The sequence below is a fragment of the Dongia sp. genome (genome assembly GCF_041918875.1).
Classification (GTDB): domain Bacteria; phylum Pseudomonadota; class Alphaproteobacteria; order Dongiales; family Dongiaceae; genus Dongia.
This window is the reverse complement of the sequence record NZ_JAYRUV010000002.1, coordinates 333,916-348,727: the sequence shown is the minus strand read 5'-3', so window position 1 is coordinate 348,727 and position 14,812 is coordinate 333,916. Positions and strand designations below refer to the sequence as shown.

The following is a 14,812-nucleotide window of genomic DNA, read 5'->3' as shown; positions in this document are numbered from 1 at the left end:
TTCTGGGCACAACGGTTAAATCGGGACCTAGTTCCGCGAAATGTCGGAGCAGAAGGCTGACGTTTATTCTACATTGTAGAATATGAGCGGCCCCAAAAGCCGCCGGAGAGTGCCCGTTTCATGCCCTTAAAGCCCTTCGCGCGGCATCAGGTAGCGGGCGGCCAGCAGACAGAGCAGGGTGGTGAAGGCGAGGATGACCGCCACCAGCGCGTTAATGTCCGGCGTGAAGCCGAGGCGCATCATGGCCCAGAGGCGGATGGGGAGCGTGTTGTCGGTTCCCGTCACCAGCAGCGTGATCATGGTTTCGTCGAAGGACAAGGCGAAGGCCAGGATGCCGGCGCCGATCATGGCCGAGGTCAGATTGGGCAGCAGCACGTAGCGGAAGGTCTGCCAGCCGCTGGCGCCCAGATCGGAGGAGGCTTCGACCAGGCTGCGGCTCAAGGATTGGAGGCGCACCAGCAATGTGCGGTAGACCAGGGCCAGCACGAAGACGGTGTGGCCAATGATGACGGTCACCAGCGACCGGTCGAAGTCGATCTCGCGGAAATAGATGAGCAGCGCCAGGCCCGTGATGATCGGCGGCATCAGGAAGGGCAGGAAGATGACGAACTGCAGCAAGGCCCGGTCCTTCGACTTCCCGCTGTTGAAATAGAGCGCGCTGGCGATACCGAGGACGAGCGAGCAGACGACTGCCGCCGCGCCGACGACGAGCGTATTGCGGAGCGCAATGAGAATGCCTTCGTTGGAGACCAGCGTCACATAGGCGTCGACCGTTGGCTGCTGCCAGTCGATGGCGCCCTGCTTCAGGACGAAGAAGGAGGAGACGATGGGAACGAAGATCGGGCCATAGAGCAGGATGAAGACCAGGGCCGTGATCGTGGCCAGCCAGTATTGAGGACCGGAATCGCGGGTCATCGCCGAACGCTCCGGTCGCGGCCAAACACGGCGCCGATGCCGATGGCCGCGATGACGAGCAGGGCGAGGATCACCGACAGGGCCGCGCCGAACGGCCAGTTGAAGGCCGTACCGAACTGGCTGTAGATGATGCGGCCGAAGGTGAAGCCGCTCTGCCCGCCCACCATCTGCGGTGTCAGGAAATCGCCGATCGCCAGCACGAAGACGAAAGTGAGCGCCGTGACGATGCCGGGCAAGCTCAGGGGCAGGATCACGCGCAGGAAGGTCTGCGGCGCGCTGGCGCCGAGATCGGCCGACGCGTCTATCAGCGAGCGCGGAATGCGCTCCAGCGACAGGAAGATCGGCAACACGGCGAAGGGAATGAGCAGAACCGTCAGCGTCAGCAGGACGGCATTGAGGTTGAAGACGAAGAGTGTGAGCGGTTCGTCGATCAACTCCATCCAGAGCAGCAGGCGATTGAGCACGCCATTGCCGCCAAGGATGCTGCGGATGGCATAGATCTTTATGACATAGCTCATCAAGAGCGGCACCAGCATGAGCATCAAGAGGATATAGCGCTTGCGCCCACGCAATCCGGCGAGGAAGTAGGCGACCGGATAGCCGGCAAGTATGGTCAGCACGGCGACTTCGAGGCAGAGGATAGAGGTCTGCCGGAGCACCGGCAGAAAGACGGGATCGGCGAAGAAGCGCCTATAATTGCGCAAGGTGAGCCCGTACGACATCACCCCCTGCTCGGTCCAGAAAAAACTGTAGGCGAGGAATGCGATCAGCGGCAGCAGGATGAAAGCCACGGGATAGAAAAGAACCGCGATACGGATCAACCAAGGTTGCTCCTGCCGGGCGGCGGTGCTCATGCTACACCAGAACCAGACGGCATTCAGCGGCGCGCCAATAGAGATTGGCCGTGTCGCCAACCTGCAGCGCGATGCCTTCGGCCTTGCTGGGCAGGCGCAGGCGCAGATTGACCGGCGCCGCGGCGCCCGCGCGGAAATTGGCGAGCGTGTGCGCGCCGGCGAAGTTCAGGGCTGTCACGATGCCATGCGCGTTGTTTTGATCGGCAAGGCCGGTCGGCACGAGCGACAAGGCTTCCGGCCGGAAGACAGCGAGGGCCTTGGCACCCACACGCGCGGCAGCGAGCCGCGGCTGGCCATCGACGGCACAGATAAGAGCCCCAAGCGCCGTTTCGATCCGGCGCCGGTCGCCTTCCACTTCACCGAGCCGGCCTTCGACCAGATTGTTTTCGCCGAAGAAACGGGCCACGAACTCGCTGGCGGGCCGGTAATAGACTTCGTGCGCGCTGCCCAATTGCTGGATATGGCCGCCGTTCATCACGCAGATGCGGTCGGCCATGGCGATGGCTTCTTCCTGGTCGTGGGTGACAAAGAGGAAGGTCGTCTTGATCTCGCGCTGAATGTCCTTGAGGAAATGCTGCATCTGCCGCCGCAGCTCGACATCGAGCGCCGCCAGCGGTTCGTCGAGCAGGATAAGGCGCGGCCGGCAGATGATGGCACGCGCCAGGGCCACGCGCTGGCGCTGGCCGCCGGAAAGCTGGGCTGGATAGCGGCGGGCGAAATCGCGCAACTGCACGAGTTCCAGCGCCTCGCCCACCCTGGCGTCGATCTCGGCATTCCTGACGCCCCGCACTTTGAGGCCATAGCCGACATTGGCCGCGACATTCATATGCGGGAACAGCGCATAATCCTGGAAGACCGTATTGAAGGGACGCTTGTTGATCGGAAGACCGCTGATATCGGCGCCATCGAGCAGGATCTGCCCGCTGCTCGGCACCTCGAATCCGCCGATCATGCGCAGGATCGTGGTCTTGCCGGAACCCGAGGGACCCAGGATGGTGATGAATTCGCCATCGCGCACGGCAAGGTCGATCCGCTCCAGCACCTGTGTCTGGCCAAAGCTTTTGGAGACAGCCTTCAGTTCCAGCAACAGGTGTTCAGTGGTCATGATTCAGTCGGGGTCTTTCCTGATAGAACGCGCAAGCTGACGGCCCCCCTCACCCCGACCCTCTCCCCGCAAGCGGGGCGAGGGGGATTGGAAGCGTGGCTTGGCTACAAGCCCCTCGCCCCACGAAGTGGGGAGAGGGGGCGGGGTGAGGGGCGCTTCAAGGATTCTAGTTCTCAACAATCGAGTTGGTTTACTGCGCCGCCTTGATCTCGTTCCAGAGGTCGGCACGCTTGGTCGGGTCCTCGACCGATTCCAGATAGATCAGCTTGTCGTCGGCGCCGGCATTGGCCGACGGCGCCACGGTGTTGCCGAAACCGGTACGCTGCGTGAGCTGCTCGCCGATCTGTTTCCGCAGCAGGAAGTCGATCCACTGCTCGGCCAGTTCCTTATCCTCGACACCGCTGGTCAGCGCCCAGGTATCGAGCCAGGCCAAGGCGCCTTCCTTCGGGTTGACATAGGCGATATGGGCGCCGGCATCCTGCATGGCCTTGACCTGCTGCTGGCCGTAATTGGCCCAGATGAGGGCCACATCGTTGCTTTGATAGATCTGCAGGGCTTCATCGGCCGTGCTGTAGAAGCTCAGCACATTGCCCTTGAGATCGATCAGTTTCTTCTTGATCTGCTCAAGCTGCTCGGCCGAGAGCTTGAACGGATCGGCGATGCCCATGGTAAGTGCGGTGAAGGAGAAATTATGCTCGCCATTGTCGTAGGCCAGCACCTTCCCCTTATACTGCGGATCCCACAGGACATCCATCGAGGTTGGCGCCGGCTTCACCTTGTCGGTATCGTAGATGAGGCCGATGGAATCGAAGCAGAACGGAATGGCGTGCACATTGCCGTCGCGCATGACGCCCTTGACCTTGGCAAGGTCGGCGAAGATCGGCAGCTGGCTCTTCTGATTGGGGACCTTTTCGAGGTCGATCGGCGTCGTGAGCCCCGCATCGATATAGCGCTGGAGCTGCGCGGTATTGACAGCGAAAAGGTCGAAATCCTTGCCTTCGGATCCCTTGATCTTGGCCCAGATCTCGTCGTCGGTGCCGATGAAGACGACGCTGACGTCGGCACCGGTCTTCTGTTCGAATTCCTTGACCCAATCATCGTCGGCATAGCCCTGCCAGGCGAGGACGCGCAGTTCCTTGGCATCCGCGGCGGCACCCGACAGCCCGGATCCCATCAGGACGCAGATGCCGGCCATCATCGGCAACCCACGCTTCACCAGCTTACCAAACATGTTGACCTCCTTGTTTATCGTTCGACCGCATCATTCAATCGTGATGTTCTCAAAGCACCTTCACAGTGACCAGGCCTTCGTCGGGCACGGCCACCATCTTGTTGCGGAGCGTCTTGCCGAAGACCTCCGCCTCGATTTCGAACACATCCCCCGCTTGCGTCTTGATGCCGGAGGCATAGGACATGACCGCCGCGCCGAAGAAATAGGCATGAAGGTCGCCAGGTCGCCGGAACATCGAATAGCGGAAATGATAGTGTTCGAGATTAGCAATGGAATGCGACATGTTCTTTTCACCGGAGAGGAAGTCTTCCTCCCAGACGGTCTTGCCGTCCCGGACGATGCGCGATTTTCCGCGGACATCCCGCGGCAGTTCGCCGATCAGGATCTCGGGACCGATCGAGCAGGCGCGCAGCTTCGAATGCTGGGTATAGAGATAGTTCTGTGCCTCGGTGATATGGTCCGAGAATTCGTTACCCAGCGCATAGCCAATGCGATAGGGGCTGCCGTCGGGACCGACCAGATAAAGGCCGACGATTTCGGCTTCCTCGGCGCCGGCCAGGGCGAAGGCCGGCAGCGGGAGCGGTTCGCCCGGCGCCAGCACGCAGGTGCCCACGCCCTTGTAGAACCACTCCGGCTGGATGCCGATCTTGCCGGCTTCCGGCTTGCCGCCGTCCAGTCCCATGCGGAAGATTTTCATGGAATCCGATTCCGGCGCGCCATCGCCATGGGTGGCGACATGCATCCTGTTGCGTGCCGAGGCGGAGCCGATATGAGTGAGGCCGGTACCGGTGATGAAGAAGCGCGCGGGTTCGGGATGCTCGACCGGCGCCATGATTTGATTCCCGGCGAGGAGAGCGGCGTAATCGACAACGCGGTCGGTCGCGAGTTCCTTGACCAGGGTCTCGATGCCGACCTTGCGGGCGATGGCGAGATTGGCGAGTTCGAAGACGCTGGCAACCTTGCCGATCTCGCGCGCATGGTCGCCATCGGGCTGCACCCAGCCCACGTGGCGGTGGCCGTTCTGGAAATATTGAATGAGACGCATGATCGTTTACCTCGCTACAGGGCGGGCCGTCAGACCCAGCCGCCATCGACAATGAAATTCTGGGAAGAGCACATGCGGCTGTCATCGGCCGCCAGGAACAGGACCATGCGCGCGATATCGGCCGGAAAAAGCCGGTCCTTGAGGCATTGGCGCTCGTCGATCTGCTTTTCGCCAGCCGCGTCGAGCCACAGCTTCACCTGACGCTCGGTCATGACCCAACCGGGCAGGACGCAATTGACGCGGATGCGTTCGGGCCCGAATTCGCGCGCCAGCGCCCGCGTCATGCCGGTAATGGCGGCCTTCGACGTCACATAGCCGGGGCAGTCGCCATCGCCCACCAGCCAGGTGATGGAGCCGAAATTGACGATCGACCCACCGCCGGCGTCGCGCATCATCGGACGCACGGCCTGCGCCGCGAAGAATTGATGGCGCACATTGACCGCCATGCGGTCGTCCCAATAATCGGGCGTTACGTCTTCGCTGCGGTGGCGGTCGTCATTGCCGGCATTGTTGACGAGGACGCGAATGGGGCCGTGCCTCCGCGCCGTCACCGCGATGGCCGCGCGTAGACCTTCGATATCGCGCAAGTCGCATTGGATGAAGTCAGGCTTGGCGTGGCCGTCCTTGGCGAGACGTTCGCACAGCGCCTTGGACGGTGCCTCCGCCAGATCGACGAAGGTGACCTTGGCGCCCTGCGCGCAAAGATGCGTCACGATGCTTTCGCCGATACCGCTGCCGCCGCCGGTGACGAAGGCGACCTTGTCCCTGAGGCTGGGGAAGATGGCGGGTTGGTCGATGAGGCCGGTCATGGGCTGGTCCTGCTGTTTCGTTCCATCGAGGGCGCGCCCCTCACCCCCACCCTCTCCCCGCTATCGCGGGGCGAGGGAGTTTTGACTGAGCCTCTTAACAAGCCCCTCGCTCGGGGAAGATGGCGGAGGCCGGTCATGGGCTGGTCCTGCTGCTTCGTTCCATCGAGGGCGCGCCCCTCACCCCCACCCTCTCCCCGCTATCGCGGGGCGAGGGAGTTTTGACTGAGCCTCTTAACAAGCCCCTCGCTCGGGAAAGATGGCGGAGGCCGGTCATGGGTTGGTCCCGCTGTTTCGTTCCATCGAGGGCGCGCCCCTCACCCCCCATCCTCTCCCCAATATCGCGGGGCGAGGGAGTGATGCCCCTCGCCCGATGAAATGGGGAGAGGGGTTGGGGTGAGGGGTGGAGCGACCGGGTCATGCTCCGCTCCATTAATGCGACTGGCGCGGCACGGCGGCACCGCGCTGGCCGACGAGGAAGTCGAAGTCGCAGCCGCGGTCGGCCTGCAGGACGTGGTCGACGAAGAGCTTGGCATAGCCGCCGGCGGTCGCGGTGCCGGTGGGCACGGGGGGCTTCCATTCGGTCTTGCGCCGGGCGAGCTCGGCATCCGAGACATCGAGATGCAGGCGGCGGTTCGCCACATCGAGTTCGATCATGTCGCCATCGCGCACCAGTGCCAGCGGGCCGCCCAGCGCCGCTTCGGGCGCGGTGTGGAGAATGACGGTGCCGTAGGCGGTGCCGCTCATGCGCGCGTCGGAGATGCGCACCATGTCGGTGACACCCTTTTTCAGCAGCTTGGCGGGAAGCGGCATGTTGCCGACCTCGGCCATGCCGGGATAGCCGCGCGGCCCGCAATTCTTCAGAACCATGACGCAAGTCTCGTCGATGTCGAGGGCCGGATCGTCAATGCGGGCGTGGTAATCCTCGATGGTTTCGAACACCACGGCGCGGCCGCGATGCTGCATCAGGGCCGGTGTCGCCGCCGACGGCTTGATGACGGCGCCGTTGGGGGCGAGATTGCCCCGGAGGACTGCGATGCCGCCTTCGGGCGTCAGCGGATTGTCGAGGTCGCGGATGACTTCCTTGTTGTAATTGGGCGCATCCTTGATGACGTCGCGCATGGTGCCGCCGGCAACCGACAGCGCGTCGAGATGCAGCAGGCCGGCATCGGCGAGCGCCCGCATCACGGCCTTGAGGCCGCCGGCGTAATAGAATTCCTCCATCAGGAAACGGCCCGAGGGCATCAGATCGACGATGGTGGGGATATTGCGGCCGAATTTGTCCCAATCGTCCAGCCCGAGATCGACGCCGAGGCGGCCGGCCACGGCGATGAGATGGATGACGGCGTTGGTCGAGCCGCCGATGGCGCCGTTGACGCGGATCGCATTCTCGAACGCGGCCCGCGTGAGGATTTGCGACATCGGCACATCCTCCTTCACCAGATCGACGATGCGGCGCCCGGCAAGATGCGCCAGCACATGGCGCCTAGCATCGACGGCCGGGATGGCGGCATTGTCGGGCAGGCCGATGCCCAGCGCCTCGACCATGCTGGCCATGGTGGACGCCGTGCCCATGGTCATGCAGGAACCGGCCGAGCGGCTCTGCCCCTGTTCGGCGGCGAGGAAATCCTCGATCGAGATGCGGCCGGCCTTCACATCCTCGAACACTTTCCAGACATGGGTTCCGGAACCGACCGGGGCGCCGCGGAAATTTCCATTCAGCATGGGGCCGCCGGAGACAGCGATGGTGGGGAGATCGCAGGAGGCAGCGCCCATCAGCAAGGCCGGCGTGGTCTTGTCGCAGCCCACCAGCAGGATGACGCCATCCATCGGGTTGCCGCGGATCGATTCCTCGACATCCATGCTGGCCAGATTGCGGAACATCATCGCGGTCGGGCGCAGATTGGATTCGCCCAGCGACATCACCGGGAACTCCAAGGGCAGGCCGCCCGCCTCATAGACGCCGCGCTTCACATGCTCGGCAAGGGTGCGCAGATGCGCGTTGCAGGGGGTGAGTTCCGAATAGGTGTTGCAGATGCCGATGACGGGCCGCCCGTCGAAGACATCGGCCGGCAGACCCTCATTCTTCATCCAGGAGCGGTGCATGAAGGCATTCTTGCCCTGCCCGCCGAACCATTCCGCCGAACGCAGCTTACGCGGCCATCTGGCCATTCCCGTCTCCCGCCTGCCCTGTACCGCGCGACCGGGTGGATCGTGTCTTGCGGTCTCGTTTTTTGTTTGGTATCAACGATAGTGTTTGGTATTACAAAACTATGTTTTGCATGACAGTGACTGTAGGGCGGGATTATGCAGGAAGTCAATCGGATGCCGGAAGCCATCGCAACGGAAACGACCAGACCTGACGAAAGATACCGGGTGCAGAGCCTGGGGCGCGCGCTCGACCTGCTCGAATTGCTGGCCAAGGCCGGGCGCGACGGCGGGCGGCTCACCGACCTCGCCCTCGGCCTCGGCCTCTCCAAGGCCGCGACCTATGCGATCCTGCAAACCTATCTGTCACGCGGCTTCATTTCGGCGATCGGCGAAGGGCCCACCAAGCGCTACCGGCTCGGCATGTCGCTGGCGCGCCTGGGCGATCTCGCCATCGCCAATATCGCGCTCGCGGACATCGCCATGCCGGTCCTGCGGGCGCTGACGCGCGAGGTCAGCCTCACCAGCCGCGTCGCCATCCTCGACGAAGGCTATGCCGTGGTGATCGGGCGCACCGACGCACCGGGCGCGGTGCGCTTCGACGCGGCGCTCGGGCGGCGCGAACTGCCGCATTCCTCGGCTGTGGGCAAGGCGATGCTGGCGGCCCTGCCGCGCGCGCAGGCCCTTGCCATCCTGCGTGCGGTCGGGCTGCCGCGACGCACCGCGCATACGCTCGTTTCGATCGAGGCGCTGCAGGCGGATCTCGACCTGGTGGTAAGGCGCGGCTATGCCATCGACGACGAGGAGGATACCGAGGGCGTCGTGTGCCTGGGCACCTGCGTCTTCGACCGCACCGGCAATGCGGTGGGTGCCATCAGCATCACCGGACTGAAGCAGAATGCCGAGACGGAGAGGCAGCAGCAGCTGGCGGCGATCCTCATCCGCCATGCCGACCAGCTGTCGCGGCATATGGGCGGGCTCGATGGGGGCGATGCCTGGGCGCTGCGGCGGGTGGCGTGATGACGGCACTGACGCTGCGGCGTGGGGCCTATGAGCTGGAACTGCAGCCGGCAATCGGCGGCGCGATCGGGCGTTTTTGCTGGCGCCATCCGGACGGCGCGCGGATCGACCTGATGCGGCCGATGGCGCAGGCCGCCGTCGCCGCCGGCCACAGCGACGGCGCCGCCTGCTTCCCCCTCTTCCCCTATTCCAACCGCATCCGGCGGGCAAGGTTCAGCTTCGACGGGCGGGAGATTCAGTTGCCGCAAGGCGCCGCCGGCGCGCATGTCGAGCATGGCCATGGCTGGCGGCGGCCGTGGACGGTGCTGGCGCAGGATGAGAAATCGGCCGCGATCGGCTTCACCCACGATCCGGCGCTGGATGCGAGCTGGCCGTTCGCCTATGCCGCCGAACAGCATTTCGAGCTCGGCGCGGCGGGTCTTCACGTAACCTTGCGCGCGCGCAACCTGGGCCGGGCGCGCATGCCGTTCGGCTTCGGTCTCCACCCCTATTTCCCGCGCACGCCGCAAGCGACGCTGAGGGCGGACGTGAACGGCTTCTGGGAAAGCGACGCCGATGTGTTGCCGACGCGGCACAAGGAGGTGCCGGCGCGATTCGATTTGAGGGCCGGCCTTGGCATGCGGGAAATCGTCATCGACAATGTCTTCACCGGTTTCGCCGGCAAGGCGGAGATCGCCTGGCCGGAATTCGGCACGAGGCTCAAGCTCGCGGCCGATCCCGCCTTGCGGCAGCTGGTGGTCTATGTGCCGGATGCGGCGACACAGGCGGCGGAGCGCGCCGCCGGGACGCCTGACTATTTCTGCGCCGAGCCGGTGAGCAACATCACCGATGCCTTCAACCTGGCCGACCGGGAGGAAACCGGCATGATCGTGCTGGAGCCCGGGGCGGAAGTCCGCGCGGCGTGCCGCTTCAGCGCCGCTCCGCTCCAGCGGTCATGAAGCCCTGCAGGTCCTCCAGCGCCAGGGGCTTGGCGATCAGATAGCCTTGCGCGATGTCGCAGCCCAGGCGCTTCAGCAGGTCGAACTGCTCGACCGTCTCGACGCCTTCGGCGACGGTGGTGAGGCCGATGGCGCGCGCCAGGCCGATCACGCTCGCCACGATCTGCCGGTCGATCGCGTTGGTGGTGATGCCGCGCACATAGCTCTGGTCGATCTTCACGCCGTCCAGCGGGAAGGTGCGCAGGTAGGAGAGCGAGGAATAGCCGGTGCCGAAATCGTCGACGACGACCGTGACGCCCTTGCGCCGCAGCTTGTCGGTGATCGAGGCGGCAAAATCCATGTCGAGAATGACCGACGTTTCCGTGATCTCGACTTCGAGCTGCGCCGGGTCGATGCCGTGGGCGCCCAGCGCCGCCTCGACGCGCTCGGCGAAGCGGCTGTGCAGCTCCGCGCCGGAAGCGTTGACGGCGATCTTGGTGGCCAACCCCGCATCGGCCAGCTTGCGCACGCTTTCGGCCGCATGCCGCAGGACCCAATCGCTGACCTGCTCGACGAAGCCGGTCTTTTCGATGATCGGAATGAACAGGGCCGGCGAGATCAGGCCGCGTTCCGGACTCTGCCAGCGGATCAGCGCCTCGGCACCGATCACCCGACGGTCCAGCATGCTCACCTTGGGCTGGAAGGCGAGGAACAATTCGCCGTTGGCGATGGCCTTGGCGATATTGTCCTCGATGAACTGCATGATGCGCAGTCGATCGCGGATGGGATCGTCGACGCGGACGATGCTGCGGCCGCCGTCGCGGCGCGAGAAGCGCAATGCCAGCAGCGCATCGTCCAGCATATTGAGCGGGTTGCGCAGGTCGCCGACGCGATATTCCGCCACGACGACCGTCGAGGTGATCGGCAAGCGCATGCCGGTAATCTCCAGCGTCGTATCGACCAGCTGGCCGGCCTTCCTGCCGACCCCGTCCCAATCCTGGTTGCCTTCGACCAGAAGAGCGAACACATCGCCCTGAAGCTGGAAGAGGTGCGAGGGCGAGCCGCCCGAGGTGGCGCGGAAGGCGGCCAGATACCGATCCAGCAGCTTCTGCGCAACCTGAGGGCCGAACTGCGGCGCCAGGCGGTGATAGGCGTCGATGCCGGCCAGGACCAGCAGGCCGTCGGGGAAATGCTTCTGCTGCAGCATCAGGCGCAGTCGATCGCCGTTGGGCAGCGTCGTCGACGTTACCCCGGTGGCGAGAAAATCGGAGAGATCGCGCTCCAACTGCTGGGCGCGACTGGCGACGCGCCGCTTGGCCCGCGCCACCGATTCCAGGCGGGACGATACGGTCGTGAGCAGCACGTCGAAATCGACCGGCTTGACCAGGTAATCGTCGGCGCCCAGCTTGCGCCCCTTGATGAGATCGCCTTTTTCACCATAGGCGGTGAGAAATATGAAGGGCACATCGGCGGCTTCGGTTTCGCTGGCACGGACCTTCTCCAGCACCTGCAGACCGTTCATGCGCGGCATGTTGATGTCGCAGAGAACGACATCGGGTGCCAGCGTGGTGATGGCCATCAGCGCGTCCTCGCCATTGACGGCCTCGATCACTTCGTATCCGGCATCGCGCAATTCGCCGACAATATCTTCGCGCAGGTCAGCTTCGTCCTCGGCGCAGAGAATTGTTATTCCAGTGGGCATGATATCCGCCATTCGATCGCCTTCGTCTTTCATCGGGCGGCGACCCCACGCCGATCGTCGATATCGGCCGTCGCCCCGCGATTGAGGGGAAGATGTATGGTGAATGTCGTTCCGACACCGACACGCGAGCCGATATCGATGGTTCCGCCGTGCAATTCGATGAATTTCTTGACCAGATTGAAACCGACACCCGTGCCCGGTATGCCAGCCGAGGTTGATGCGCGGAAAAATACTTCCCCGATATGGGCAATTTCCGCCGCCGGAATGCCCACGCCCTGATCGGAAACCTCGATCACGACCGCGTCGCCGCGGCAAGCCGCCCGAAGGCCGACCTCGCTACCCTTGGGCGAATATTTCACGGCGTTCGAAAGCAGATTGGCCAGCGCATGTTCAAGCAGCCGCGGGTCGCCGTGAAAATCCGGCGGCAGATGCTCTATACTGTCGACAAGCCGATGGTCGGCCGATATCTGGCGATGCTGATGGACCACCCTTTGCACGATCTCGTCAAGATCGACGACGGCCGGGTTGAACTGCGTCTTGCCCTCTTCCGAACGACCTGCCTCAAGCATGGTCTCCATCAATTCGCCCATGCGCGCGACGGTGCGGCGGATGCGATTGATGCGATCGGCAATTTCCTCCGCCGACAGCCGGTCGAGCTTTCGCAGCAGGCGTTGCGCCGTGCTATCTATGACGGCAAGCGGCGTCCGGAATTCGTGCGACGCCATGGAGACGAAGCGGCGCTGCAGTACATTGTGGCGCTGCTCCTCGCTGAGCGCGCGCTCCAGCGCCTTGCGCTTGGCGTCGGACTCGCGTTGCGCAGCGGTCCGCGTGCGCTGCAATTCCTCGGCAACCAGCATCAGTCGCTGTTTCTGCCGGTCGAGGCGGAACAGGCCGTAGAAGGCAAGACTGGCAAAGGCGATGAGAATGGCCAGCTGAAATGCCAGATTGATCTGCTCGTAGCTTTCCTGCAGCACGAGGAGACTGCGCATTTCGCCCAGCCGCTCGGAATCGACCTCCACGGCCTTCGCCGTCATTTCGTCTATCGAGGGCGCCAAGGACCGGCTTAACTGCAGGTAGAGCTGCACGGCTTCGATATTGTAGCTCTGCCGACTGCCCAGGGCGGCATCCATCCGCGTCACCAGCGACCGCAATTGCGGCATCGTCTCCTTGTAGACGCCGGTATCAATCATGTTGTCGCGGTAAGCCCCGACATCGACCGTATTGACACGGCTGACGAAGATTTCGTAGCGCTTGCGCAACGGCGCTTCCCAATCCTTCCCTCCCAGAGAATCCCGCCGGACGTTCACACCCTCGGACATTGCCTGCAGACGGTAGAATTCGACGCGCAGTTGATTGAAGGCCCAGGTGAAGTTCTCGCTGCCCGATTCCGTGATGGATTGGACGAGATTCTTGCGTTTCTCGAAAAGCAGCCCCGACGTGACGATGCAGCCGATCAACCCGGCCAGCATCACGACCAGGGTTATACTGAGCGGATTGACCCGTCGCTTATTGTCGGTGAAGCGCAACATGACCGGGCGTGCCGCGCGTTCTATTTGCTCATTTCAGCGTCAGCTTGTCGACCTGCCACACGGACCTGGTGTAGTAGACGTCATGACGAAGCTCTGCCGCGCTATCGTAGGGGTAGATGATGAAGATTGGACCCTTGTCGCGGACGGGGAGCAAGGCCCCATCCATGCGGGTGGCCAGGATAACACCGAATTTCTCGGCATCCTCGGCAGGCAGATCGGCGGAATAGTCGTTCAACGCGTGAGCGGTGATCGTGCCGCCCGTTGCGCCGGCGAATGCCAGGACGGCACTCAACTTCGGGCCGGAGAAAGTGTGTACGCCATCGTGCCAAGGTGTACTCGTCTTGATATCGGATTGCGGCATCGCATCGAGATCGGCTTGCGTGAAGCTGACGCTCGGCGATTTGGCGATGGCACCGTCGACAATCAGGATCGGCACTTCCTGTGCATCCGCAGCGAACGCGAGCAGCATGGCCGCGAACAGGGCGAGGGAAAAACGCTGCAGCTTCTTCTGAAGGCTTGAGAGCGAATCGAATGGGCTGGCCATATTCTGCTCCGTGAACCGTAATTTCCTGAGCAGACGGTAACCCGTAAATATTACTAAATGCTTCCTCGGGCGAGGCCGGGCGCCGGATCGGCTTAGTGCGCGAGCAATATCGGAACTTTTGCCTCGGCCAGCATATGACGCGTGAGTCCGCCCAGAACCAGTTCGCGCAATCGACTGTGACCGTAACCGCCCATGACGACCAGTCCGTATTTGCCCTCAACGATCAGGGCGTGAAGCGCGCTAGGAGTTAACTCCTGAGCTGGATGAATGCGCTTCGTACGCGCTTCGATGCCGCGCACGACCAGTCGTTCGACAAGGTCGGTCGGATCGGCGCCTTCGCTTCGGCCCGCCGTGACGACGGTGACGCTGCCGCAGGCGGAGAGTAGCGGCATGGCAGCGCCCACGGCGCGCGCGGCCTCGAGACTGCCGTTCCACATGATCGCGACACTCTTCGAATCCAGGTTGCGCGTACCGGCGGGAACGCAAAGGACCGGTCGCCCCGTGTTAAAGATTGCCGCCTCGACGACCGAATCCTGCCAGGCGCGACCGCCGGGACCGGGCTGTGCCACGACGATGAAGTCGACCAGCCGGCCAATCTGCATCATGGCCCCTTCGTAAGTCCCTTCATACTGCCGCCAGGATGAAGTGGCGGATTCGCCGCGGCCGGCACCGTTCTTGCCGATTTCGTTGCCCTGGCGGATCCCATGCTGGGCCGTCCAGGCGTTGAAAGCACCGCGGGCGACCTGCTGGCGGCGGTCGATATCCAGCCTGATTCCGGCGACGATGTCGGAGGTGCCCAAACCGTTAATGCCATCTATGAATCCGGCCAGGACCCGGTAGGGATCCAGCCGCGGATGCAGAACCTCGATATGGCTGTCATAAAGATGCGACAATGCGAGGGCGGCCTCGAGGACGTCGACATCCGACGGTGTCCCGGTCACCACAGCCAATAAAACGCCCTTCTTCATACCCACTCCGACGGCCCTCCGCCGGTTC

The 14,812-nt window shown here is 63.4% G+C and carries 13 protein-coding genes; 2 read left to right on the top strand and 11 right to left on the bottom strand.

Translation table 11 applies throughout. The features are described 5' to 3' along the window. Nucleotides 1-126: 126 nt before the first annotated feature. From ACE3TY_RS03500 to ACE3TY_RS03470, 7 genes are all read right to left on the bottom strand, one after another. A complete protein-coding gene (locus ACE3TY_RS03500) occupies nucleotides 127-915 on the bottom strand; it encodes an ABC transporter permease (protein WP_374650916.1) in 789 nt (262 codons plus the stop codon). Continuing rightward, nucleotides 912-1,736: an ABC transporter permease gene (locus tag ACE3TY_RS03495; RefSeq protein ID WP_374650914.1), complete on the bottom strand. Its 825-nt coding sequence runs from the start codon at nucleotides 1,734-1,736 to the stop codon at nucleotides 912-914. Before ACE3TY_RS03495 ends, ACE3TY_RS03500 begins: the two co-directional genes overlap by 4 nt. A gap of 34 nt (nucleotides 1,737-1,770) precedes the next feature. Further along, complete coding sequence (locus ACE3TY_RS03490) at nucleotides 1,771-2,874, bottom strand: ABC transporter ATP-binding protein (RefSeq protein ID WP_374650912.1); 1,104 nt, start codon at nucleotides 2,872-2,874, stop codon at nucleotides 1,771-1,773. 190 nt (nucleotides 2,875-3,064) lie between these two features. Next, nucleotides 3,065-4,105 carry an ABC transporter substrate-binding protein gene (locus ACE3TY_RS03485; protein WP_374650910.1) on the bottom strand — a complete coding sequence of 347 codons (1,041 nt, stop codon included), beginning with the start codon at nucleotides 4,103-4,105 and terminating at the stop codon, nucleotides 3,065-3,067. A gap of 49 nt (nucleotides 4,106-4,154) precedes the next feature. Continuing rightward, on the bottom strand, nucleotides 4,155-5,150 hold the full coding sequence (gene araD1, locus ACE3TY_RS03480; RefSeq protein ID WP_374650909.1) for an AraD1 family protein: 996 nt from the start codon (nucleotides 5,148-5,150) through the stop codon (nucleotides 4,155-4,157). A 29-nt stretch (nucleotides 5,151-5,179) separates the two neighbouring features. Then, nucleotides 5,180-5,959: an SDR family NAD(P)-dependent oxidoreductase gene (locus tag ACE3TY_RS03475; RefSeq protein WP_374650908.1), complete on the bottom strand. Its 780-nt coding sequence runs from the start codon at nucleotides 5,957-5,959 to the stop codon at nucleotides 5,180-5,182. A 429-nt stretch (nucleotides 5,960-6,388) separates the two neighbouring features. Further along, nucleotides 6,389-8,128, bottom strand: coding sequence for an IlvD/Edd family dehydratase (locus ACE3TY_RS03470; RefSeq protein WP_374650907.1), 1,740 nt, complete (start codon nucleotides 8,126-8,128; stop codon nucleotides 6,389-6,391). A gap of 153 nt (nucleotides 8,129-8,281) precedes the next feature. Between ACE3TY_RS03470 and ACE3TY_RS03465 the strand changes: the two genes are divergently transcribed. Further along, nucleotides 8,282-9,124: an IclR family transcriptional regulator gene (locus ACE3TY_RS03465; RefSeq protein ID WP_374650905.1), complete on the top strand. Its 843-nt coding sequence runs from the start codon at nucleotides 8,282-8,284 to the stop codon at nucleotides 9,122-9,124. Next, a complete protein-coding gene (locus ACE3TY_RS03460; protein ID WP_374650903.1) occupies nucleotides 9,124-10,062 on the top strand; it encodes an aldose 1-epimerase in 939 nt (312 codons plus the stop codon). The genes ACE3TY_RS03465 and ACE3TY_RS03460 overlap by 1 nt, the downstream gene beginning before the upstream one ends. Here the strand turns inward: ACE3TY_RS03460 and ACE3TY_RS03455 are convergent. The 4 genes from ACE3TY_RS03455 to ACE3TY_RS03440 form a co-directional block, all read right to left on the bottom strand. After that, nucleotides 10,034-11,743 (bottom strand): EAL domain-containing protein, encoded by a 1,710-nt coding sequence (locus ACE3TY_RS03455; RefSeq protein WP_374650901.1) that lies wholly within the window; start codon nucleotides 11,741-11,743, stop codon nucleotides 10,034-10,036. The genes ACE3TY_RS03460 and ACE3TY_RS03455 overlap by 29 nt on opposite strands. Nucleotides 11,744-11,772: 29 nt before the next feature. Then, the gene (locus tag ACE3TY_RS03450) at nucleotides 11,773-13,272 is read right to left on the bottom strand and encodes a sensor histidine kinase (RefSeq protein ID WP_374650899.1); all 1,500 of its coding nucleotides are present in this window, start codon (nucleotides 13,270-13,272) and stop codon (nucleotides 11,773-11,775) included. 28 nt (nucleotides 13,273-13,300) lie between these two features. Further along, complete coding sequence (locus tag ACE3TY_RS03445; protein ID WP_374650897.1) at nucleotides 13,301-13,816, bottom strand: molybdopterin-dependent oxidoreductase; 516 nt, start codon at nucleotides 13,814-13,816, stop codon at nucleotides 13,301-13,303. 92 nt (nucleotides 13,817-13,908) lie between these two features. Then, the gene (locus ACE3TY_RS03440; protein WP_374650896.1) at nucleotides 13,909-14,784 is read right to left on the bottom strand and encodes a universal stress protein; all 876 of its coding nucleotides are present in this window, start codon (nucleotides 14,782-14,784) and stop codon (nucleotides 13,909-13,911) included. Between the last annotated feature and the right edge of the window lie 28 nt (nucleotides 14,785-14,812).